Source organism: Methylocaldum sp. MU1018, assembly GCF_053646775.1.
This window is the reverse complement of sequence record NZ_CM132195.1, coordinates 1,854,411-1,877,873: the sequence shown is the minus strand read 5'-3', so window position 1 is coordinate 1,877,873 and position 23,463 is coordinate 1,854,411. Positions and strand designations below refer to the sequence as shown.

At 64.1% G+C, this 23,463-nt stretch carries 16 protein-coding genes; 3 read left to right on the top strand and 13 right to left on the bottom strand.

The features are described 5' to 3' along the window. Positions 1-11: 11 nt before the first annotated feature. Genes ACWJKU_RS08680 through ACWJKU_RS08670 form a run of 3 tightly spaced genes read right to left on the bottom strand, consistent with a single transcriptional unit; the run spans position 12 to position 5,568 of the window. Positions 12-1,322 carry a TolC family protein gene (locus ACWJKU_RS08680; protein WP_454147740.1) on the bottom strand — a complete coding sequence of 437 codons (1,311 nt, stop codon included), beginning with the start codon at positions 1,320-1,322 and terminating at the stop codon, positions 12-14. Beyond that, complete coding sequence (locus ACWJKU_RS08675) at positions 1,319-4,423, bottom strand: efflux RND transporter permease subunit (RefSeq protein WP_454147738.1); 3,105 nt, start codon at positions 4,421-4,423, stop codon at positions 1,319-1,321. Before ACWJKU_RS08675 ends, ACWJKU_RS08680 begins: the two co-directional genes overlap by 4 nt. 11 nt (positions 4,424-4,434) lie before the next feature. Further along, complete coding sequence (locus ACWJKU_RS08670; protein WP_454147736.1) at positions 4,435-5,568, bottom strand: efflux RND transporter periplasmic adaptor subunit; 1,134 nt, start codon at positions 5,566-5,568, stop codon at positions 4,435-4,437. 551 nt (positions 5,569-6,119) lie between these two features. On the opposite strand from ACWJKU_RS08670, the gene ACWJKU_RS08665 reads away from it, so the two are divergent. From ACWJKU_RS08665 to ACWJKU_RS08655, 3 genes are read left to right on the top strand one after another with little or no spacing between them, the layout of a single operon-like run. Then, positions 6,120-7,289 carry an efflux RND transporter periplasmic adaptor subunit gene (locus tag ACWJKU_RS08665; protein WP_454147734.1) on the top strand — a complete coding sequence of 390 codons (1,170 nt, stop codon included), beginning with the start codon at positions 6,120-6,122 and terminating at the stop codon, positions 7,287-7,289. After that, the gene (locus tag ACWJKU_RS08660; protein ID WP_454147732.1) at positions 7,282-10,362 is read left to right on the top strand and encodes an efflux RND transporter permease subunit; all 3,081 of its coding nucleotides are present in this window, start codon (positions 7,282-7,284) and stop codon (positions 10,360-10,362) included. Before ACWJKU_RS08665 ends, ACWJKU_RS08660 begins: the two co-directional genes overlap by 8 nt. Next, entirely contained in the window at positions 10,359-10,685 is a 327-nt protein-coding gene (locus ACWJKU_RS08655; RefSeq protein ID WP_454147730.1) for a P-II family nitrogen regulator, read from the top strand. The genes ACWJKU_RS08660 and ACWJKU_RS08655 overlap by 4 nt, the downstream gene beginning before the upstream one ends. Before the next feature lie 10 nt (positions 10,686-10,695). On the opposite strand, the gene ACWJKU_RS08650 is transcribed toward ACWJKU_RS08655, so the two are convergent. The 10 genes from ACWJKU_RS08650 to cpaB are packed head-to-tail and all read right to left on the bottom strand — an operon-like array spanning position 10,696 to position 23,388. Then, positions 10,696-14,013, bottom strand: a complete 3,318-nt coding sequence (locus ACWJKU_RS08650; RefSeq protein ID WP_454147728.1) for a diguanylate cyclase — start codon at positions 14,011-14,013, stop codon at positions 10,696-10,698. A 60-nt stretch (positions 14,014-14,073) separates the two neighbouring features. Then, positions 14,074-15,771 carry a pilus assembly protein TadG-related protein gene (locus ACWJKU_RS08645; RefSeq protein ID WP_454147726.1) on the bottom strand — a complete coding sequence of 566 codons (1,698 nt, stop codon included), beginning with the start codon at positions 15,769-15,771 and terminating at the stop codon, positions 14,074-14,076. Between the two features lie 8 nt (positions 15,772-15,779). After that, on the bottom strand, positions 15,780-16,145 hold the full coding sequence (locus ACWJKU_RS08640) for a DUF3613 domain-containing protein (RefSeq protein ID WP_454147724.1): 366 nt from the start codon (positions 16,143-16,145) through the stop codon (positions 15,780-15,782). Positions 16,146-16,150: 5 nt separating this feature from the next. After that, positions 16,151-16,933 carry a tetratricopeptide repeat protein gene (locus tag ACWJKU_RS08635; protein WP_454147722.1) on the bottom strand — a complete coding sequence of 261 codons (783 nt, stop codon included), beginning with the start codon at positions 16,931-16,933 and terminating at the stop codon, positions 16,151-16,153. Further along, a complete protein-coding gene (locus ACWJKU_RS08630) occupies positions 16,920-17,846 on the bottom strand; it encodes a type II secretion system F family protein (RefSeq protein ID WP_454147720.1) in 927 nt (308 codons plus the stop codon). The genes ACWJKU_RS08635 and ACWJKU_RS08630 overlap by 14 nt, the downstream gene beginning before the upstream one ends. Positions 17,847-17,851: 5 nt before the next feature. Beyond that, positions 17,852-18,757, bottom strand: coding sequence for a type II secretion system F family protein (locus tag ACWJKU_RS08625; RefSeq protein WP_454147718.1), 906 nt, complete (start codon positions 18,755-18,757; stop codon positions 17,852-17,854). Then, a complete protein-coding gene (locus tag ACWJKU_RS08620; protein WP_454147716.1) occupies positions 18,747-19,997 on the bottom strand; it encodes a CpaF family protein in 1,251 nt (416 codons plus the stop codon). The genes ACWJKU_RS08625 and ACWJKU_RS08620 overlap by 11 nt, the downstream gene beginning before the upstream one ends. A 6-nt stretch (positions 19,998-20,003) precedes the next feature. Beyond that, positions 20,004-21,224 (bottom strand): AAA family ATPase, encoded by a 1,221-nt coding sequence (locus ACWJKU_RS08615; RefSeq protein ID WP_454147714.1) that lies wholly within the window; start codon positions 21,222-21,224, stop codon positions 20,004-20,006. Next, entirely contained in the window at positions 21,221-22,561 is a 1,341-nt protein-coding gene (locus ACWJKU_RS08610; protein ID WP_454147712.1) for a type II and III secretion system protein family protein, read from the bottom strand. Before ACWJKU_RS08610 ends, ACWJKU_RS08615 begins: the two co-directional genes overlap by 4 nt. After that, on the bottom strand, positions 22,558-23,388 hold the full coding sequence (gene cpaB, locus ACWJKU_RS08605) for a Flp pilus assembly protein CpaB (protein ID WP_454147710.1): 831 nt from the start codon (positions 23,386-23,388) through the stop codon (positions 22,558-22,560). The genes ACWJKU_RS08610 and cpaB overlap by 4 nt, the downstream gene beginning before the upstream one ends. Positions 23,389-23,463 lie beyond the last annotated feature (75 nt).

Genomic DNA, 23,463 nt, shown 5'->3' with positions numbered 1-23,463 from the left:
CCTTCGCCGGCTCATCGCCACGCCTGCTCGACGGTGCCGACCAGCAAGCCGGAAGCTTTCAAAGCATCGAGTTCGGCTGCTGTTTCGGCCTCGAGCAGATCCAAATGGTCGATCCGAATCTGTGTGCGCGACCGGGACGCATCGAGAAGCTCCAGCAGCGTTCCCTTGCCGAGCCGATAGGCGCTTTCGCCCATCTGTTTCAAACCGGGCAGCTTATCGACGACTTCGCGCTCGAATTTCATGCGCGAATCGCGGCGCCGAGCCCAAAGTTCCAGCGCACGTTCCAACTCGGCGCGCGTTCTCGACACGATGAGTTGCTGCTCCAGCGAAGCCGCCTGCTTCTCCGCCGAAGCGCGCGCCATGCCGCCCTGACCGCGGTCGAACAGCGGCAGCTCGACCGACACGCCGGCAAAGGACGCCATGCCGTAGGGCCGTTCGGTGAAAGCCGATCCCACCAGCAACGAGGGCGTCGGCCAACGCTCCCGGCGCGCGCGCTCGAGCTCGGCGTCGGCGGCGAGCTGCTGGCGCCGCGCCGATTCGAGTTCCGGATTGCGGCGCTCTGCCTCGTCCCACAGGCTGGCGAGATCGGTGGGCACGCCAAGCGGCGCGAGCTTGCCCACGGCTTCCGGCCGCCAGCCGGGCAGCCCCAGCAAACTCCCCATGTCGCGCGCCGTTGCGACCAGCTCGTTTTGCGCACTCTCGAGCCGGGCATCCAGGCTTTTGCCTTCGATTCCGATCCGGAGAACGTCATAGGGACTCGCGCTGCCCGCCTGCTCTCGACCGGCGACGATCGCCCGCAGGCGTTCGATGTCGTCCGCCGCGTCCCGAAGGACGGATACTCGTTCCTGATCGGCCAGAAGCTTGACGAACAACCGCCACACCTCGTACGTCAGTCCGGCGAAATCCGCTTCGACCCCGGCTTCCGTGGCCTCGACCCGCCGCTCGGCGGCCGTCCGCCGCGCCGAGCGCTGGCCGGCGATCAGCACGGGAATCTCCAGCGTGACTTCCTGCTGCACGTTGCCGTCATACATGGTGTTGCGGCGGCTGACCAGATCGTAGCGCCCGTAGGTCACCCGGGGGTTGGGCAGAATGCCGGCGCCGACGACCTCGGCCTTGGCGGCTTCGATCGGCGCCTGGAGAGCGGCGAAACGCGGGCTTTTTTCCCGAACGATCTCCAGCAACTGGGCTATAGTGACCGCTTGCGGCAGATCCACGGAGTCGGCCGCCGCGGTCGAATCGATCGTCGGCAAGAACACGAGGCACGCCATCAAAATCAGAAGCGCAAGCTCCTGACGGCGTAGTCGAAAGTTCGCGGATTTCATAGTTCGTCCAGCATTTCGTCGGCTTCTTCGGGCGTGAGCAGCCGCTTCGGCGTGATATAGGAATAAATGACCGGCAACACGAACATTGCCACGAAGAACGTGGTGAACATGCCGCCCACGATCACGACCGCGAACGGCTGCTGGGTTTCGCTGCCGATCCCGGTCGATACCGCCATCGGCAGTAGACCGAGCAGCGCCAGCGTCGACGCCATCAACACCGGCCTGAGACGGTCCGCCGCGCCACTCAAGACCGCATCGGTCAGCGGCTGACCGGCGCGCCGGCGTTCTTCCGTGGCGCTCAGCACCAGGAGTCCCATCAGCGACATCTGTCCCAAAAGCGCGATGAAGCCGATCGCCGCGCTGACCGAAAGCGGAATGCCGGATAACAGCAGAACGAAGACGCCGCCGGTCATGGCAAAGGGCACCGACAGCAGAATGGCCACGGCGCTCAGGGCCGACTGCAGCGCGCTGTACAGAAGCCCGAGCACGATCAGCACCGCCACCGGCACGATCACGCCGAGCCGCGCCATCGCCCGCTGCTGGTTCTCGAATTCGCCGCCCCAGGCCAGGAAATGGCCTTCCGGCACCGCGATCTTGTCCTCGACCGCCCTCATGGCGTCATGCACCACGGAGCCGAGATCGCGCCCCTCGACGTTAAACTTGAGCGCCAGAAACCGGCGGTTGGCCTCCCGCTCGATGGAGGTTCGGCCCCGCTCGACGCGAATGTCGGCGATTTCGCGCAGCGGAACGCGGGCCCCCGAGGGCGCCGGCACCGCGAGATTGCCGATCTGTTCCATTTCGCTGCGCTCCGCGTCCGGCAGGATCACCCGGACGGGCACCGGCCGTTCGGCCTGCCAGAGTTCGGTAACCACCTTGCCGGCCAGCGCCGTTTCGATGGTGTCCTGAGCGGCGTCGACGGTAATACCTTCGCGGGCCAGGGTCGAGCGGTCCAGTTCGATTTGCAGCTGCGGCACCCGCGATTCCCGGTACAAATCCAGATCGATGATGCCGGGCACGTCTTTCAGGGCCGACTTGGCTTCTTCCAGGGTGGCGCGCATCCTCCCGAGATCGGCACCGTAAATCTTGAGGACCACCTTGCCTCTGACGCCGCTCACCGCCTCTTCCACGTTGTCCTTGATCGGCTGGGAAAAATTGAAGCGGACGCCGGGAATGGCGGACAGGGATTCGCGCATGGCTTCCACCAGGTGCTCTTTGTCCACGCCGTCGCGCCATCGATCGCGCGGCTCGAGGTGGACGAAGGTTTCGCTCATGTTGACGCCCTCGTTGTCGGTGCCGTCCTCCGACCGCCCCTGCTGGCTGAGAATGCCCTTGACCTCGGGGAATTGCAGCAGCCGCCGGCGCATGTCCAGCAGGATATCCTGGCCTTTGGCGAGGGCGATGCTCGCCGGCATTTCGACGAACACGTGCACGTCGCCTTCGTCCAGTTCCGGCAGGAATTCGGTGCCGAGCCGCGCAAGCCCTATTCCGCCTGCGGCGAGCAGCAGCGCCGCCGCCGCGAGCGCGGCCGGGCGGCGCTTCAGGGCGAGTTCCAGGAGCCGCCGATATCGGTCGCGAATCCGGACCAGGAAACGCGGCTCCGCGATCATCGCGTGCCTGGGGTGGATCAGCGCGGCGCAAAGCGCCGGCACCAGCGTCAGGGCGAACGCCAGACCGCCGGCCAGGGCGAAGCTGTAAGTCAAGGCCAGGGGGCGGAAAATGCGGCCCTCGACCTGTTCCAGGGTAAATACCGGGATCAGGGCCGCGATGATGATGAGCATGGCGTAAAACGTGGGCTTGGCCACGTCGAAAGCCGCCCCGACGATCAGCTTCAGCATCTCCCGTCCGGATTTCGGGCGGTGATGGGTGGCCTGATGAATCACGTTCTCCACCAGCACCACGGCGCCGTCGAGAATGATGCCGAAGTCGATGGCGCCCATGGAAATCAGATTGGCGGGCAGGCCGAGACGGTATAGTCCGAAAAAGGCCACCAGCAGCGACAGCGGAATCACCGCCGCGACGATCAGCGATCCGCGAATGCTGCGCAGGAACAGCCAGACCACGCCCACCACCAGCAGGAAGCCGTGCAAGAGGTTGTGGAATACCGTATCCAGCGTGTTATGGACCAGCTCGGCGCGGTCCAGGAACGGGACGATTTTCATCCCGGCCGGCAGGATGCGGGCGTTCAGCTCGTCCACCTTGTCGTGCACGGCCGCCAGCACGCGGGACGGATTCTGCCCGCGCCGCAGCAGCACGATGCCTTCCACCGCCTCTTTGCGATCGTCCAGGCCCACGGAGCCCTGCCGCGGCGTGTAGGCTTGCACCAGCCGAGCCACGTCGCCCACCGTGACCGGCGTGCCGCCTTCGCTTTTCAGCACGATTTTCTTGACGTCTTCGGCGGAACTCAGGTAGCCGACTCCGCGCACCACCATTTGCTGGTCGCCGTGGCGGAGAAACCCCGCCCCGACGTTCCGGTTGGAGCTTTCGATCGCCCGGTTGACCTCGTCCAGGGTCAGGCCGAAGGATTCGAGCCGGACCGGGTCGATCTCGATGTGAATTTCCTTGTAGTAGCCGCCGAAGGTGAGCACGTCGGCGACGCCCTGCACCTGGCGCAGCACACGGGAAATATTCCACTCCATTTCGGAGCGCAGTTCGTAGAGCGAATGGCGGTCGCTCTCCACCATGAACTTGTAGATCTCGCCGAGCGGCGTGTAATCCGGCGCCAGGACCGGCTTGACGCCGTCCGGGAGGTCCGCCCCGATCATCCGCTCGGAAATCAGGGTGCGGGAATGAAAGCTGTCGACGTCGTCCTCGAAGGCGATGGTCACCAGAGACAGTCCGAACAGGCTTTGGCTGCGCATTTGCAGCATGCCCGGCGTGCCGTTCAGCACCCGCTCCAGGGGAACGGTGACCTGGCGCTCCACTTCCTCGGGAGCATAGCCTGGCATCAGCGTGATCACCGTCACCTGGGTGTTGGTGACGTCGGGGTAGGCTTCGATCGGCGTTTCGAGATAGGCGTGAACGCCGAACAGGGCGATCACCAGCGTGACGGCGATCGTCGCCAGGCGCCGGTGGACGCAATATTCGATCAGGGCTCGCAGCATGCGCGTCTCCCCTACAGCAGCATCGCGGCTTCGCCGTCGATCAGCAGCGCCCCGGAAACCACCACGCGCTCGCCCCCGGAGAGGCCGTCCAGAACCGGCGTCATGCCGTCCCGCGCCGGTCCCACCAGGACGTTGCGGGGCTCGAAAACGCCCTCGTCCGTTTCCACGTAGACGATGGTCTGCTTACCGTCCTTGATCAGCACGGCCTCGGTGGGAAGAACGATGCTGTCAGGGCCGGCGACCTTGATCGCCACCCGCGCGTACATGCCCGGCCGCAGCGGCATGGTCGGGTCGTCCGGCTCGATGAACACCGAGGCCCGCCGCAATTCGGTCTGAAGGGCGGTGCTCTCGGCAACGACATGGCCCTTGATCGGCTGATGCGCCGAGGCAATCTCAACATCGGCCTCCGCCCCTTTTTCGACCAGAAGCAGATCCCGCTCGAACACGTCCGCGATGATCCAAAGGGCGGACGGCTCGCCCAGATCGAACAGCGCGCTGCCGGGTTGGACCGCCGCGCCGACCGGGGTATGCGCGCGCAAAACCGTGCTGTCCATGGGCGCGCGCACGACGACCTCTTCCGCCACGCCATCGCCCAATAGCCTCAAGGCATCGCGGCTGCGCTCGAAATCCGAGCGGGCCTCTTCCAACTGGGTTTCGGCCTCCATCCGTTCGACTTCGAGCCCGACGCCGGTCCGCTGCATTTCGAGCTGGCGTTTGTAGCGATCCTCGTCCCGCGCGAGTTCGGCTTTGGCGCGATTGAAATCGGACCGCATCTGCGCGGCTTCGACGCTGATCAAGGTCGCCAGCGGCTGGCCCGCCTTGACCCGGTCGCCGATCTGGACGTGAACCTTGCTGATCCGCCCCGCGACCACCGTGGCCGCCGTGGAGATCGCCTTGGCCCGGAAATCCACCCGGCCGGGAGCCGAGATGATGCCGGAGTACGCTTTCGGCGCGATGACCTGCACCGTGACGTAAGGCCGGGATTCGGGGCGAATCCGGACGGTTCGGTTAGCTTCCGGCTTAGGGCCATCGCCGGCTCGATCCGCCTCCGCGCCGGACGGTGCGCGCCCCGGATTGCCTCCCGGCTTTCCGCAGGCACTCAGAAGGAACATCACGGTCGCGACCAGCAGATAGACAATGCGCATATGATGAAGGTGGCGGTTCGGATCGATTGATAGAGTTACAGAAACCCCGAGCCTTGCCGGATCGGCCGCTTTCGCCGCCGCCGCCGGACCTGTGCCTCAGGATAATGCCCGATTGTATCCGGCGAACCTTTCATGAATCTTTCAGAGTCTCCGCAACCCGATGAATCCGTTCGCGAAAAAGCCGCGACCTCACGGCACGCCGGTTCAAAGCCACCGAACGCGGGTTCTTTACACCCGGCGCATGACCGTTCGCTCTCCGGTCCGTCCGGGCCGGCGCGGTAAACCGCCTGGATTTTCACGAAGGCATGCCCTTTGCTTATGAACTTCCCGCGGCTTCTTTTCCTCAAATCATCGGATAGAACCGCGCAGCCGAATTCCAATCCTCGACTTTCCGTATCGAGGTCCGGTCCTGCTCCGAACTTTTCTCACCAACACGACAAAATCCAATCATAATGGGTCGGCATTTCGCGCCTGTTGAACGCCCTATGGCTGCGCTGAAGCCGTGCGGCGGCTTTCCGCGGCGCCAAGATTCCGGTAATCGAAGACAAACGATGACAAAATGGACCTTAGTTCGGATGTCGCGCTTATTGCCGCTTCTGGTTTGCTTGATTGCCCTGGCCGGCTGCCATCACGATGACGACAGCCGGCAAAAACCCGCGACATCGGGGAGGCCGAAAGACGAAGTCGCGCTCTCGGCCGATTCGTCGAAACGCAGCTACATCCAGGAAACTAAGCTCGAACTGACGGCCCGCCCGCTGATGGAGCCGGTTCCAGGCAAAGTCGCTTACAACGAACTCAAAACCGCCCGGATTACGTCGCCGCTCGCAGGACGAGTCGTTTCCCCGCTCGCGGCCCTGGGCGACCCGGTGCAGGCCGGCGCGCCGCTGGTCGAACTGGATAGTCCGGAACTGGGCCAGGCCAAGGAGGATTATGCCAATGCCCTGGCGGACCAAAGACTCGCCGAGGCGGCCTATAAGCGGGCGAAAATCCTTTATGAAGGCAGCGTGCTGCCGCGCAGGGAACTGCAACAGGCGGAAGACAACGTCAACCGCGCCCGCAACGAGGCCCGGCGCACCCTGATGCGGCTGCGCAATCTGAAAATCGAGGACACCCGGCTCGACAACCATTTTCTGCTGCGCACGCCCATTGCCGGCGTGGTCACCGAGCGCCGCATCAATCCCGGCATGGAAGTCCGCCCCGACCTGCCCGACCCCTTGTTCGTGGTATCCGACCTGAACGCCTTGTGGGTACTGATGAACGTGTTCGAGAAAGACCTGGGGCTGATCCACGTCGGCCAGAAGGTGCTGGCGAGCGTGCCGGCCTATCCGGGCGTCGCATTTGCCGGGGTCATCGAATACATCGACAAAATCGTCGACGAAACGACGCGCACGGTGAAAGTGCGCTGCGCCGTGAACAACCCGGACGGCCGGCTTTTGCCGGCCATGTATGCTACGGTGGAAGTGCAAAGCGAAGCGGACGACCGCGTGATCGTGGTGCCTTTGTCTGCCCTGTTCACCGAAGGCGAGACCGACCAGGTGTTCGTCGCGCTCGGCAACGGCCGCTATAAGCGCCGCGAGGTCCAGGTGGGCCTGCGCCTCAAGGATCGCGCCGTGATCCTGTCGGGACTCCAGCCGGGAGAAACCATCGTCGGCCAGGGCGCGCTGATGCTGCGTACCGAGGAAGCCAACGCCGAGGAAGCCGAACCGGACAGCCGTGATTAGCCGCATTCTCGCTTTCTGCCTTCAGCAACGGCTGCTGGTCATCGGACTCACGCTGGTCACGGTCGTGCTCGGCGTCATTTCGTTCGAACGCTTGCCGATCCAGGCTTTCCCCGACGTTCAGAACGTCTTCGTGCAGGTGATCACCCAGTATCCCGGCCAGGCGCCCGAGGAGGTGGAGAAAATCGTGACCTTGCCGATCGAGCGGGAAATGAACGGCCTGCCCCATCTCATCAACCTGCGCTCGGTGTCGATTTTCGGGCTGTCGGTGGTCACGCTCACCTTCGACGACACCGCCGAGGATTATTTCTCGCGGCAGCAGGTTTTGGAGCGCCTCCGCAACGTCAGCCTGCCTAGCGACGTGAACCCGGTGCTGGGCCCGCTCACCACCGGCGTCGGAGAAATCTACCGCTATGTCATCGATGCCAAAGGCACGCCCCTGGTGGATCAGCGCGCCATCCAGGACTGGGTCGTCGAGCCGCGCCTGCGCACCGTGCAGGGTGTGGCGGACGTGGTGTCCTTCGGCGGCGGCGTCAAGCAATACCAGGTCCAGGTCCGGCCCGACCGTCTGAAGGATTTCGATCTGACCATCGCCGACGTATACCAGGCGATCGCCGACAACAACGGCAACACCGGCGGCGGCTATATCGAGCACGGCGACGAGGCGCTGGTGGTGCGCGGCGTGGGGCTGCTCGCCGGCAGCGAAGACATCGGCGAGATCGTGGTGACGACCCGCAGCGGCGCTCCGATCGAGGTGCGGGACGTGGCGGACATCGGCATCGGCCCGCAGCCGCGCACCGGCATCGTCGCCTACAACCGGCGGGACGATGTGGTCGAGGGCGTGGTCATGCTGATCAAGGGCAAGAACGCGACCAACGTGCTGGCGGGCGTCAAGGAGACGGTGGCCGAGCTGAATACCCACGGCCTGCCGCCCGGCGTCAAGATCAGGCCGATCTATGACCGTACCGAACTGATCCGACACACGCTCCATACCGTCGAGCACAACATGGTGGAAGGCGCCGTCCTGATCCTGATCATCCTGGTGGCGTTCCTGCGCAATGTCTGGGTGGCGGCGATCGTGACCCTGGTGATTCCGCTGTCGCTCCTGTTCGCGTTCATCCTGATCGACGCGCGGGGCGTCTCGGCCAACCTGATCTCGCTCGGAGCCATCGACTTCGGCATCATCGTGGATAGCGCGGTGGTGCTGGTGGAAGCCATCATGGTCAGGACCACCTTGGAAATGCGCCGCCGGGAAAGCCTGAACCACATGCGCCAGTCGATGCTCATGACCGCTTCCGAGATGGGCCGGCCGATCCTGTTTTCCAAGGCCATCATCATCACGGCCTTCCTCCCCATCTTCACCTTTCAGCGGGTGGAGGCCAAAATCTTCTCGCCCATGGCCTATACCCTGAGCTTTGCCCTCTTGGGCTCGCTCGTCGTCAGCCTAACCCTGATCCCGGTGCTGCTCAGCTTTCTGCTGGGCAAGCGGCTGGAAGAGCGCCACAATCCGCTGGTGCACCGGATGGAAACCGGCTACCGGCGGATTCTGGAACGGGTGCTGAAAAGACCAAAGCCGGTGATCGGCGGCGCGCTTCTGGCTCTGGCGCTGTCCCTGGGGCTTCTGCACTTCATCGGCACCGAGTTCATGCCCAAGCTGGACGAAGGCAACATCTGGCTGACCGTTACCCTGCCCACACCGATTTCGCTGAACAAGGCCAAGGACGTCGAACGGGGGATTCGGGAGCGCATCGAGCGCTTTCCGGAAGCCGAACGGGTTCTGACGCATCTCGGCCGTCCCGAGGACGGCACCGATCCGAAAGGCTTCAACAATCTGGAAATCCTCATCGCCCTGAAGCCCAAGGACACCTGGCGCTTCAGGGCGAAGGAGGAACTGATCCGGGCCATGAACGACAAGCTGTCCGTTTTCCCCGGCATTCAGCTCAATTTTTCCCAGGCCATCCAGGACAGCGTCGAGGAAGCTATTTCCGGCGTCAAGGGCGAGATCGCGGTCAAGATTTTCGGCGACGATCTGAATGTGTTGCAGGAAAAGGCCGACCAGATCGTGCAGATCTTGAAATCCATCCGCGGCGCCACCGACGTGGCGGCGGAACAGCAGGCCGGGCTCGCCCAGGCGGTCATCCGCATCGACCGGGCGCGAATCGCCCGCTACGGCGTCAACGTGTCCGATGTCGAGGACACCCTCGAAATGGCCGTGGGCGGCAAGACGGCTTCGCAGTTCCTGGAGGGCAGCCGGCGCTTCGACATCACCGTGCGGCTGGCCGGCGACGGCCGCTCATCGGTGGCGGATCTCGAAAACCTCACGGTCAAGGCTCCGGACGGCAGCCGCCTCCCGCTGGCGCAGCTCGCGGAAATCAAGGTGGACATCGGCGCCTCGCGCATCGGCCGCGAGGAAAACATGCGGCGCATCGCCATCAAGTGCAACCTGATCGGCCGCGACCAGGGCGGATTCGTCGAGGAAGCGATGCCGCGCGTGGCGCGGGAAGTGGCCTTGCCGCCCGGCTACCGCGTCGTCTGGAGCGGCCAGTTCGAGAACCAGCAGCGGGCCATGAAGCGGCTGTCCATCATCGTGCCGATCAGCCTCACCCTGATCTTCGTACTGCTGTTCTGGGCCTTCCAGTCGGTCCGGCACGCCTCGCTGATCGTCATGAACGTGCCGTTCGCCCTGATCGGCGGCCTGGTCGCCTTGTGGCTGACCGGAATCAACCTCAGCGTATCGGCCGCGGTGGGCTTCATCGCGCTGTTCGGAATCGCCGTACAGAACGGCGTGATTCTGGTCTCGCAGCTCAATCGCCTTCAGCAGGAGGGCCGATCCCTCCACGATGCGATCGTCATCGGCTCGGTCAGCCGCTTGCGCCCGGTGGCCATGACCGCGCTGATGGCGATGCTCGGGCTGATTCCGGCGGCGGTGTCCACCAGCGTCGGCTCCGAAACCGCCAAGCCCTTCGCGGTGGTCATCATCGGCGGCCTGGTTACGGCGACGGTGCTGACCTTGACCATCCTGCCCTTGCTCTACCGCCATTTTGAAGAAAACCCTCGTTTCGGACATCGGACATGAAAGAGATACGCGCCTACGTCCAGCCGCATACACTTCCCCGGCTGGCCCAAGCTTTGTCGGAAATCCCCGGCTTTCCCGGGATGAGCGTCAGCGACTGCGAAGGATTCGGACGCGACAGGATCGAGGCTGGCCGGGGTTTCATGCCTTTCGCCCGCAAGAAACGCCTGGAAATCTTCGCGCCCGACGAGCTGACGGACGCGATCGTCGCGGCGATCCTGCATCACGCTCATACCGGACTGCCGGGCGACGGCAAGGTTTACGTCATCGACGTGCAAAAAGGCGCGAGCATCCGGACCGGAGCGCAAGGGCCTTTCGTCGTCTGAACCGAAGGCTTCAGGACAAAGACCGGCTCTCGAGCACCGCCGCGCCCTGGGCATAGTGAATTCCCAAGGTTCGCAAGCGTTCCAGCAGGGTCCGGCCGTTCACGTTTTGGGCGATGGTGAGAATGTTCATGTGTTCGGCGATGTTTTGAATCGCCGAGACGATGGCTTCGTCGATGTCGTCGATTTCCACCCGGTAGGTGAGGCTGTCGTCGATTTTGAGAAAATCCAGCGGCAAGTTGCGGATGTAGGCGAAGGAAGAGACTCCACCGCCGAATTGGCTCAGGCAGAACCGATAGCCCTGCGCCCTGCCTTTCGATATGAAGTCTTGCACCAGGCTGTAATTCTGCACGAGATCGTTCTCGGCGATCTCGAAACAGATCGACGAGGGCGGAACCCGATGCCGCTCGCTTTGTTCGGACAGAAACGAAACGAAGCCGTTCTCGGAAAGCGTGGCCGCCGACAGCGGAATGGCGCAGACATGGGCATCGCCGGGCTGGCGCGGCAACGAAAAGAGCTTGCTGATGGCCCAGCGTTCGATGGCGGGGACCAAATTGGACCGCTGGGCATTGGGCATGAAGGCGGAGGCGACCAGCGGCATCCGCTCGGGCTCGCGCAGTTGCAGCAAAATTTCGCGATAGCCCGGCGCGGACCGGGGGTTTTCGTGCAAAAAGCAGGCATCCCGGAAGGAAAAGTGGAAATAATCGTGCTCCAAGGCTTCGAGCAACCGTTCATGCCAGGGCGCCGGCACAAGTTTGTCGCCCTCTTGCTCCCGTCCGACGGATACGTAGACCAGATCGCGCCCTCTTTCCTTGGCTTCGTAACAGGCTTGATCCGCTGCGCCGAGATTCTCCTCGACGCCGAGTCCTGGCTTCAGTCCGACGATGCCGATGCTGATGCCGATTTCGAAATACTTGCCGTCCCACGAGAATCGGAAGGATTTCACCGATTCGCGAATCCGCTCGGCCACGCTCCTGGCGTCTTCAGGCCGGGTATTGGGCAACACCGCGCAGAACTCGTCGCCGCCGATGCGGGCGAGGATGTCCTGGCTCCGCAGACATTCGCCCATCAGTCGGGACATCTGCCGCAGCAGCTCGTCCCCCGCGGGATGGCCGCAGCTATCGTTGACGATCTTGAATTTGTCCAGATCCATGTAGCACAGCGAGTGTTGTCTGTGATGCTCGTCGACTTCGTATTGCAGCGATTCCAGCACGGACAGCAGTTCGCGGCGATTCACCAGGCCGGTCAGCGGATCGCGGCTGGCGCGCATTTGCATTTGCCGCGCCAGCAGGCGCTGCTCCGACACGTCTTTCAGCACCACCACGCCGCCGAGCAGGGTCTGTTTGCGATCGAAGATGGGCGTGGCCGAGATTTCCACCGCCAGCTCAGGCTTGCCTTCGCTCAACAGAAGGACGTCTTGCCTGAACCTGATCGTCTTGCCGATGCGCATGGCCCTCAACACCGGATCGGCCAGCGGACGGCGCTTTTTCTCGTCGGTGAGCCGGAGGACTTTTCCGATGGGCATGCCGACGTATTCGTGCCCGTCCAGGCCGGTCAGCTGTCTCGCGTGAGGATTGAGGTATTGAATGAAGCCGTCCGGGTTGGTGGTGATGATGCCTTCGGCGATGCCGTCCAGGGTCAGTTGCAACCGCTCCGCTTCCTCGGCGCTGGTCTGCGCCTGTTGTCTCAAGAGCGTAACGTCGTCGAAGAAATAGACGTATTCGCCGCCGCTCGCCGGCGCGGGCAGCTTCAGGGTGTTGATCTTTACCGTCTTGCTCGTGGCGCCGGCCTCCACCGCGAATTCCCCGTAAAGAATGCGCCCTTTCGTTTTCGCATCCCGCGGCAGCCATTCCTCCAGGGCCGAATCCATGAGCTGGCTTCGGGTTCGCCCGGTCAGCTCGGCGAGCCGGGCATTGACTGCCAAGGCCTTGCCTTCGGCGTCGGCGACGCAAAGGCCCAGCGGCATTTCGTCGAGAATCGCCCGGTTGAGCGCAAGTTCCCGCTCGACCCGCTCGCGCGCGGCGGCCTCTTGGGTTCTGTCGCAAACGATGACGGCGAGACAGGCTGCGTCGACCGAGCCGGGAGAAAGCGGGACGAGCCGGATGTCCAGCAGGGCCGAGTCGTGCCAGGTCAGGCTCAGATCGAGCGGCGCGATCTTTTCGACGGCGGCTTGCACGGAGCGAACGACGCCGTCCTCGGCCCCTTCGACCAGAACGCCGGGCAAGGTCGCGCGATCGGGCAATCCGGAAGAAGACCGCAGCAGGCTCCGAAACGCCCGATTGCAATACAGAATCTCGCCGTGGTCGCGCGGCGATACGATGGCCAGCCCCTGCGGAAGCATATCGAGAAGCCGGTCGCGCAATGCCAAGCCGGTTTCCAGCGACTGGGCGGCGCCGGCGTCGCGCAGGCTCAGGATCAGGGCCGGCTCGCCGGCCGCCAGAGTCCCGATGGCGACATCGACCGGGCGGATGCCGCCCTGCGCCGTCAACGCCTGTAGCCGCACGGTTCTCGCGGCCTCCTCCGGCTCGCGAACGGCGAGCGCCTCCGCGAACCGGGCGCGATCCCAGGGCGCGATCAATTCGAGAACGGCGCCGCCCGGCGCGATCGCCGGCGTGTGTCGGAACAGCGACCGGGCGACGGCGTTGGCGTAACTCACCCGGCGCTCGGCGTCGCAGACGACGATCGCTTCCGGGCACCGCTCCAGGCCGTCCGGCGGACGCTCCGGCCGGGACATGGATTTTTCGGCATCGGCCGGCGCTTCCGCGGGGCGCTGCGGCGACACCGCACTTTCCCAATGGGCTCGCTCGATCCAGGCCTTTCTCGTTCGCCTCGAAAGAATCCAGCAGAACAGATTGGCGACGAGAATCGCGGCCGCGCCGCCCGCCAAGGCGGGATAGATCGCTTGTGCGAGCCGCGAAGCCGGGTGGAAAGATGCCGGAACCAACCTCAGAACCTGCGAATTCCTGTTGTCCAGCGGTAACTCCAACACGGCGGGAGCAAGCGGCGGGAGCGCGCTTGCCCAGGCGGGCGGCGCGGATGGCGCGTCATAGCGGATATCCAGCAGGGTTCCGGACTTGCCTCGGATCTCGAGCGCGGCGAACGACGCCCCCAATGGCAGCGATGCCAGCCCGGCGCGCAGTTGCCGCACATTGCCGCGCGACCACTCCAGTCCCTGGGAGACGAACTGGCGGATTTGTTGTGCCTCCCGGTCCCGTTCCCGGGCGCATTCGACCAGGACGGCGCGCGCGCCGATCCCCAGCGTGACGCCGACGGCGACGATCAGCACCAGATTGAGGGCCAGCCAGACGAGTTTGGAATTGCGGCCGATCATTCGATCATCGTTCTTTCGGAACCGGGTAGGTGCAAAGATAAGCCCATCGCGCTTGGCGCATCAAATCACCAGTGTCGGTCTGGCGAATCGAACAGTGAAAACGCCAAGATCGGCGCCGCCCACGTTCACGCCCAGCGCCTCCAGCAAAGGGGTAAGGACGGCATCTCCTAACCCGGTGATGATGGGAGTCAGTATTGGCACCAAGAGATTGATCACCTGATTGAGGAGCGTCACATTGAGAGACCCCACCATCACTTGCAGATCCAAGCTCCCCGCCAAGCTTGAGAGCGCGCTGTTCAATCCTTCGTCCAGCGGCGTGCCCACGGTCTCGGTCTGAGGAAACGGTCCGTCGAAGGGTGTGCTCTGGAGATCGCCGGCAACGCTCACGTCGGCGCTGGCCCCGATCTGGACCTTTACGCCGCCGCCGAGCAAGCCGAGCACCTCGACCGTAGCGACATTGGCTGGACCTGTAACCTCGCCATTGGCGTCGAGTGTGCCGACGGCAATGGTGATGACGCCCGGCTGACTGCCGACCGTGGCCGATCCGTCGGGATGGTCAGGAGCCGGGCAGCCGACGTTTTCCAGCCAGGCGGTGGTCGGGGCGGCATCGACGGCGAGCTGGAGATTGACGAGTTGAATCGTCAATACCAACGGTATGCCTAAGGGCATGGGAACAAGACCTAGATTGATCCCTAACCGCGCTTGCGCGGTTTGCACCTGGGTTCTCCAGTTCCCGTTCTCGTCTTGTCCGGCGGGACCGATGGCGATCTGCGGCGGCTCGATCAGCCGCAAGCTCAAACCGATACTCGCGACTCCCGGAACAGTGATCCCGGCAGCCGGAATGGCGATGGCGTTCTGGCCGTTGGCGACCTCGGCACCCAACACCAGAAGATCGAGTGCATTGACCGAAGCTGTGGCTGCCGCTTCGGGGTCGTCGGTCGTCACCTTGAGCAGGTCGCCGAGCGTCAGCGTATCGGGCACACCGACCATGAGACCCGAAAGATCCGCCGCCACGGCGGAATCGCCTTTGTTGGTCAGCGCGGTCGCCATGAGTTCGATGAAATCGCCGACACTCATCTGCAGCGCGAGCAATTCGTCCACCGTGCCCACCGAGCCCTGGGCTTGGATCAGATCCAGCAGGGTCAAGTTCGCGTCCGCGATGCCTTGATAACTCACCAGATCGAGATTCACGTTGGTGCCGAGCAGGCCGCCCAGCAGCCGGTTCAGAGCGCCATCATCCAGCCGCGCGAGAAAACTGCCGGCGCTGATTCCGGCGATCGCGTCACTCCGCCCGACCGCTTCGGCCCGAAGAGTGACCGTCGCGTCGCTGAACCAGCCGCCTGCCACCAAGCTGGCGGGAACCGTACTCCGCGTCTCGACCTGTACCGCGTCGGCGCCGCCCGGAGCGCCTTCCTGGAATTCGCGCTTGCTCTGAGCCTCGGGGGTTTTCACGATTCCGATTTTTACCCCGCCTTCCGCGGCGAGATCGCCGGCATAGCCGTTGCGTGCGGCGCTCGCCCGAGCCGCCGCAACGGCCTCCGATTTTCTGTCGTCCGCGCAGGCCATCGCATGCGCGGCGTCGAGAGCGGACAGATCGGCGATCTTCTGTAGTTTCCGCTTTTCCAGAAACAGCCGTCCGGTGTCCAGGGCCAGCGCCGTGAACAACACCGCCGGCAGCAACACCAGCGCCGCGAGAAGGCCGATGGCTCCGCGCTGGCGGCGGAATCCGGGCGGCGAAAGAGACGTGCGGAACGGCATCGGCGCCCTCAGCGAGCGGAACCGGAACCCGATCCCGATCCCGATCCGGAACCCGAGCCGGAGCCCGAGAATGAACTCGAGCCTCGCCTGAAATTGAACTGCTCGGGGATTTTATGCTTGAAGCTGTCCAGATAGCGCTGATAGATGTTGGTGGCCGCCTGACCCGGCAAGGCGTAGCGCGGCCCGGCGATTTTTCCCGAGCTTTGCAGTTGCATCCAAAGACCCGTTTCCGTGTCCGCGACGATGGCCTGCGGCTCCGGCGAATCGGCCGCGCCCGGATCGAGCGGATAGACTTCGACCGGGGCCGGGCCGTCCGGCGCCGCTCCGGCGCGCGCCGCGGCCATGACGAATAGCATGAGAACGAGATGGCGCATCGTTTCTACTCCTGCGCGGGTGATGACGGCGATACGGACGAATCGCCGGGTTCGGATCGTTCGGCCAGGCGACGGGCGCGCAGCGCCAGCCGTTCCAGGTCCTGTTCGCTCAGTCCGCGGCGTTCCGCGACGCGCTTCGCCTCCCGCGGATTGTCGTCCATCAGCATCAGAACGATCAGGTTTTCCACCGGAAGCGGGTCTTTCCGATCCAGTTCCGCCGCCGTGAGAAATTCCTGCCGGGCGGCATCCCGCCGACCCGCCAGCAGCAGCACCATGCCGAGGTCGTTGCGCACGTCGGCGCTCGCCGGCCGCTCCCGACCGGCGCGCATGAGGAAATCTTCCGCCTCGTCCAGACGTCCCGCGGCGGCCGCCAAAAGGCCGAGCCCGTGCAGGCTGTAGCCCGCCATGCATCCGTCCAGCAGCGAACGGTACAGTTTCGCGGCCCGCTCGGGACGTCCGATGCCGCGCAAGGACTCGGCGCGAAGATAGACGTTCTGCGGCGCAGACGACGCTTTTTTTTCCAATTGGTCGAGATGGGCCAGGGCGGCGTAATACTGGCCCTGCTTCACCATTTCGTACACCAGATCCAGGTACATGCGCTGTTCCGGCGACAAGGTTCCGCCGCACGCCTCGGGCGGCGTAAACGGCGGTTCCCCGCGCGGCGGGTCTTGGACGACAGCCTGCGGGTTCTCGCCGCCGATGTCGGGAACCGATATCCACGGAATCATGCCGCAGCCGGCGGTCAACGCCGCGCCCGCGGCGAGCGCGAGCGGCCTAACCCAACGCATGCTTCATGCTCCTGGCGATGGCCAGAAATCCCGGCGCGGCCAAAAACACCATCAGCGCCGGAAACAGAAACACCATCATGACGATCGTCATCTGCCCCGAAAGCTTGGACACTTTCTCTTTCAGGCCCGTCTGTCTGCGCTCGTCGATCAGGGTGGATAAATCGCTCAGGGATTTCATGACGTTACCGCCCATGCGCCAGGTTTGCTCCAATATCATCGAAAGATCCGTCAATTCCGGCACGTCCATGTCCCGCGCCATGTCGCGCATGGCGAAACCGATATCCTCGCCGATGTCGATACGGCGCAGCAGCGCGCCCAGTTCGACCGCCACATCGGGCAGCAGCGCCCGGGTATCCACGACCAGCGAGCGCAGCGACTGGTCCACGCTCAGGCCGGTGCCCAGCAGCACGCGCAACAGATGCACCATGACCAGGGCTTGCTCGGCCACCCGCTTCTGCCGGGCGGCGGCCAGATAGGCGACGATGCGCTTGGGCAGCAGCCAGGCCGTGCCGCAGGCGATAAAGCCGTTGGTCCAATCGCGCGACTCGATGCCGTCCACCCAAAAAGCATGGCTGGCGACGATTCCCGCCAGGATGGGAAAGAGCATCTGCACCGCGTAAAAAACGGCGAGATCGGTCTGCCGCTTCCACCCGGCGCGGGAGAGCAGCAGCTTGATTTCATCGCTGTCGGTATTTTTTTTCCGCAGCAGCAGGCGCTGACCGAGATTTTCCAGCCAGCCCGATCCGGACTTGGAGGTCACGGCGGCGGCTTCGTCGCCGAGCGCCTCGGCGAACCGCCGCCGCAATTCGGCGGGCGGCACCAGCTCCCGTCCCCGGGAGAAAAGCCAGATCGCCGCGCCGAGTCCCAAGACGGCGAGCGCGGTCAACAGCAGCCCGAGGCGAGCATCGGCCATTGCGGTCACCGGATGCCGCGCATCATGCGCCACAGTATCAAGCCCCCGGCGGCCTGCAATCCCAGCGCGGTGTAAATGATGGCGGGGCCGTTGGGGTCCTTGAGCAGATAGCCCAGGTACGAGGGATTGACGATCATCATGTAGCCCGCCATGACCGTGGGCATGGCGCCCAGCACCCAGGCGCTGAGCCGCGTTTCCCCGGTCAGCGCGCGGAGTTCCCGTTCCGCCTGCTCGCGCTGGCGAATGAGCGTGATGATGTTTTCCAGCATCGCCTTGATGCTGCCCCCATAGCGTTGATTGATGCGCAAGGCGAGCGCCAGCAGGTGCAGTTCTTTCATGTCGTAGATTTTCGCGGTTTCGCTCAAGGATTCGGCCAAGTCCCCGCCCAGCGAATTTTCGACCGCCACGCTTTTCAGCGCGTCGGACAAAGGCGGCGGACTGGTCTCTATCGCCTGGAGCAGCGCATAGTCGAAGCTGCGGCCGACGCTCAGAGTGCGGATGATTTGGTCGATGAAGGTCGGCAGTTGTTGCCGCAACATCCTGCCGATCCTGGCGATGCGCCAGATCACGAAAAGATACAGCCCGGCGGCGAGCAGGACCAGAGCCGTCAGCAGGCCGACCATGCCTTTGAGCCGCACGGCGGCGGCGGCGATCAGAACCGAAATCGCGACGGCCAGCGCCAGATGGGCCGGACGATTCACGACGCCGGCCCGTTGCAGGGTGTGGTAGATCCAGCGCAGCCAAAAAGGATAGCGCCGCTGCCGGGATTCGCGAGCGGGCCGGACTTCTTCGTCGAGCCGGCGGATGATTTCTTCCCGTTCCGCCTGACGGCGGCCGAGGATGAACAGCAGGACCGCCAGTCCCAGCATCGATGCGCCCGCGAGAGCGGTGTAGAGGAATTTATCGGGCATAACCGCGCACCGGTAAAATCGGGTCGACCGAGTAATGGGCCAGCTTGGTCGATTTGGGCTTGAGTCTGGAGACCGGTTCGTGGCGGTAAAGGCTTTGCGTCACATAATGGCCGTCCGAAACATCCAGAATTTCTTCCACGGTGAGGATGCGCCGCTGGCCGTCGCGCTGGCGGCCGATGTGAACGATCAGATCCAGAGAGCCGACGATTTGCTGGCGCAGCGTGTTTTCGCTGCCGTTGTAGCCGGCAAATCCCGCCAAAAGCTCCAGCCGGCTCAGGGCGTCGCGCGGGTTGTTGGCGTGCAGCGTGGCCATCGAGCCGTCGTGCCCGGTGTTCATGGCCTGGAGCATATCGAGCACTTCGGCGCCGCGAATCTCGCCCAGAATGACGCGGTCCGGGCGCATCCTGAGGGCATTGCGGACCAGGTCCCGCGCCGTGATCTGGCCGCCTCCGTCGAGACCCGGCGGGCGCGTTTCGAGACGTGCCACGTGACTGTGGCGCAGGCTCAGTTCGGCGGCGTCCTCGATGGTGATCAGGCGCTCGGCCGGATCGATGAAACTGCTCAGCACGTTGAGCAAAGTGGTTTTTCCGGCGCCGGTGGAACCCGCCACCAGCATGTTGCAGCGCGCTTGCACCGCCCGGCGCAAGAGCGTCAGAGTTTCCTCGTCCCAGGTTCCGTAAGCGAGGAGGTCGGCGGCGGTCAGAGGCTCCTTGCGGAACTTGCGGATCGAAACACAGGCCCCGTCGATGGCCAGCGGCGGAATCACCGCATTGACCCGGCTTCCGTCGGGAAGGCGGGCGTCGACCATGGGGCTGGATTCGTCCAGCCGCCGCCCCATCGGCGCCAGAATGCGCCGGATCACCCTGAGCAGGTGGTCGTTGTCGATGAACCGCAGATCCGTCTTCTCCAGCTTGCCGTTGCGTTCGATGTAAACGTGATAGGGGCCGTTGATCAGTATGTCGTTGATCTTGTCGTCGCGCAGCAGCGGGTCGATGGGGCCGAAGCCGGTCAATTCGTCGATGAGATCCTTGACCAGGCGCTCGATCTCGCGCTGATTGATGGCGATGCGCGAGGCGCGGATATACTGGGTCGCCTTCTCCCGGACGAACCGATCGAGGCGCGCGTCCTCGCCGTCCGGCGGCAAGGCATCGGACTGGTCGAGCAGGTGACGGTGCAGCTTTCCCTTGAGATCCTGGAGTTCTTCCGCGAGATTGAAGGCCGGGGCGTTGACGAAGTTCATGGAAAACTACTCCGATCGCTTTCGCTGAAAAAAATCGCGCAAAAAACCGAACCGGCGGCGTCTTTCCTCCGGCGGCCGCTCCTGCGCCAGGCTTGCGGCCATTTTTTCGATCGCCAGCGTGTATTTGTCCTTGGGCGCTATTTCGAACAGAGTCCGCCCGCTGTTCTTCATGGCGAGCCGGACGATCCCGCTGGCCGGCAAGGTGGCGCCGAGCGGAATACCCAGCCGCTGGGCGATTTCCGGCGCGGACGGATCCTGCCTTTCCAAATAACGGTCGACCACCAGGTTGATCCGCTCGGCGAGACGGTGCTTCTCGAAAAACTCCATCAGCCGCTTGTTGCTGCGACAACTGGGCACCGTCTGCTCGCACAGCAGAAAAACGTGATCGGCGTGAGAGACCATCAGGGCGAGAAATTCCGAACGCGGCATTCCCCCGAGGTTCATCACCACATAATTATGGTAGGTGCGCAAAATATTGAGCAGGACGACCACGTCGTTACTCGTGACATCGGAGGTTGCCGCGTTTTCTTCGGGCATCGCGAGCAGCGCCAGGCCGCTGGAATGCTTGACGAAGGCGGTTTCGATCAGAATTTCGTCGAACCGGCGGGTGCTGCGCACGGCGTCGGCGAAGGTGTAGGACGAGCGCAAGCCGAGGAACAGAAGGGAGTCCGCCACGGGCACGCCCAGGTCGAGCAGCAGGGTTTTTCCGGCCGGCTCCAGCCGATGTATCGCCAGCGCGAGATGCAGGGCGAATATGGCGCAATCGGCGTCGGGGCGAGCGCTGACGATCGCGATGATTTTGCCGCCGGCGCGCTTGCGCAGCGCGCCGGTCTGAGGCGCGCACCTTTCCAGGGCGTGCCGCAAGCGTTCCCGCACTTCGCTCTTCGAAGAATCTTTCGCGATCACGTCGCAAGCGCCCAGCCGCAGAGCCGCCAATACCAGATCCGAATCCAGATCGTCGGCGAACACCAGCACCGGCAGCAGCGGCTTGGCGGCGCGCAGCGCCTCGATCAGCGTCATCTGGCGGAAGCGGCCTTCCTGGGTGACGTGAACGATGGCGAGCACGCAAGCCGCCGAATCGACGATCTGCAACACCCGCTCCAGCGATTCGGGCTCGGACACGAACAACTCGCCCTGCCGGTCGATGACCTCCATCAATCGTCGCGCCGCCGCCTCGCTGTCGGTGACCAGCAGAAACGGAGGGCGTCCGCCTTTGTCGTCGGTCATCGCGAAAATCCCTCCATGGCGCCGCGCGGCCGAGTGTAAGAATCCTGCTTGTAGAACAGGAAATCGGCGTAGTCGGGATCCGTCCGGCGATACGCTTCGCCGGGCAGCGGCGGAAGCTCCGCGTTCCGGTCCAGGGGATGGACGATGTGGGGCGTCACGATCATGAGCAGCTCCTTATCGCTCTTGTCGAAACGCTTGGAGCGGAAAAACGCGCCCAATATCGGCACGTCGCCGAGAAAAGGCAGCTTGTCCTCGTTGGCGATGGTGGTTTGGCTGATCAGGCCGCTGATCGCGAAGCTGTCGCCGTCGCCCAGCTCAATGGTGGTGTCGGTGCGGCGCACCTTGAGGGCCGGCACGCGCACGCCGGCGCTCTGAACGCCGGCGGTGAAATCCAGCTCGCTGACTTCGGGCGCGACCTTCATGGCGATACGGTCGGAATCCAGGATGGTGGGCGTCAGCATCAGGCGCACACCGAACTCGCGGTAGGTAATCGTGATGGCATTCGAAGAAGCGCCGCCCTGGGTCACCGGTATCGGAAATTCGCCCCCGGCGAGAAACGTGGCGGTCTGGCCGCTCATGGCGGTCAGGCTGGGTTCGGCCAGGGTGTAGGCGTAGCCGCTCCGCTCCAAAAGGCTGATAGTGCTGAGCCAGCCCTGCTTGGAATTGCCGAACACCAGATTGAAGGCCTCCAGGAACGGGAAAAATCCGCTGGCGCTTTGCAGCAGCAGGCTGCCCGCGGCGGCGGACTCGACGCCCGACAGCGGGCCGGGCGGGGAGACGGCCAGCGTCGTGTTGGCGGAATTCTTGCCGAAGAAAAAGCCGGCTTCCTTGAGCCCCGTCCGGCTGACTTCGATCACCTTGATATCGGCCTGAATCTGGGTGCCGCCGACATCGACGGTGGTGGCGTCCCGGGCGTTCGGTTTTTCCGTCTGGACCTTGGCGGCGTGCTCGGCGAGCGTCTGAAATTCGCCTTCGATCAGGCGCGGGTCGACCCTCACCCGATAGAGCCGCGGTGTACCCTTGTTGTCCCCCGGCCAAACATGCAGATCGGTCGTTCCCACCTTCTTGCCGCTGACGAGCAACTCATCCGGCGTCGTCATCGAAACGTCGGCCACCTCGGGATCGCCCACGGCGACCCGGGCCACGGATTCGAAGAAGCGCAGCACTTTCTGCTGGCCTTCGGTGATGTGAAGAACCTTGTAACGGACCGTCCGGTGCGGCTGTTTGCCGTGCTTGGCCGCGGCGAGCGCGTTCGTGCCGAAAGCGCAACAGAAGATCAGCCACAGCGTCGGCCAGATTCGCGGGCCGGTAAATCGTCTATCGATGCGATGTGTCATGGAAATTGGATGATGCTTTTTTGACCGGCCCGGTAGACTTCCACCACCGGGCCTTTCGGTTCTTTCGCAGCGTTTTTTTCAGGTTCGGCCGCGACGATTTCGTTCAGGGACATGGAACCCGGGTCTTCCGCTCCGGTTTCGGCAGCCAGCGCCGGCCGTAGCGTCAGCCGCAACACGCCCGCGTTCTCCGCCAGGTTCAGGCGAACGGCGTCCCGCGCGCTGACGGCGAGCACCGCCGTGCCGGCGTCCTTGCTCTTGATCTTTTCTTTCTTGCCGGCGTCCTCGGCGCTCGCCAGCTCGTCCCCATAGGCCAGAACGCGCACCGAAGGGACCACGACCAGCGACCGGTTTTTCTTGTCGGGTTGATCGTTGCCGCGAAGATAGAGCAACACATCCACCTTGTCGCCCGGCCGCAAAAAGCCGCCGACGCCGATCAGATTGTTCACCTTCACGGCCACGGCGCGTTCGTCCTCGCGCAGCGTTCCGGTCAGCGGGTTGACGGCCGGGAAATGGCTTTGAAGCACGGGATTCCCCGCGCCGATGGCCGCGACCGAATACCGGCCCACGACCTCCTCGGTATTCCGGAAAGCATCGGGCGGCGCAGGGTCGACGGACGCCAGTTCGAGGTCGGCATCGCGGATCTCGTCGCCGGGTCGAATCGCCCGCGCCGCGACGACGATCCGGGGCGCGGGCTGTTTCGGCGGCTCGGCCTGCGTCGCCGCCGGCGGATTTTCCGGCGCGCCGCCGATCCGCAAAGCGACGATCGCCAGGATCACGGAACCGATAACCATCAGGAGGGCTAGGAATTTCAGCGTCTGGCTGTTCATCGATGGGCTTTCTTGTCGTTATTGTTTTTCGCCGCTGCTCAAAAAACGCATCCAACCGTAAGTATAGGTATTTCG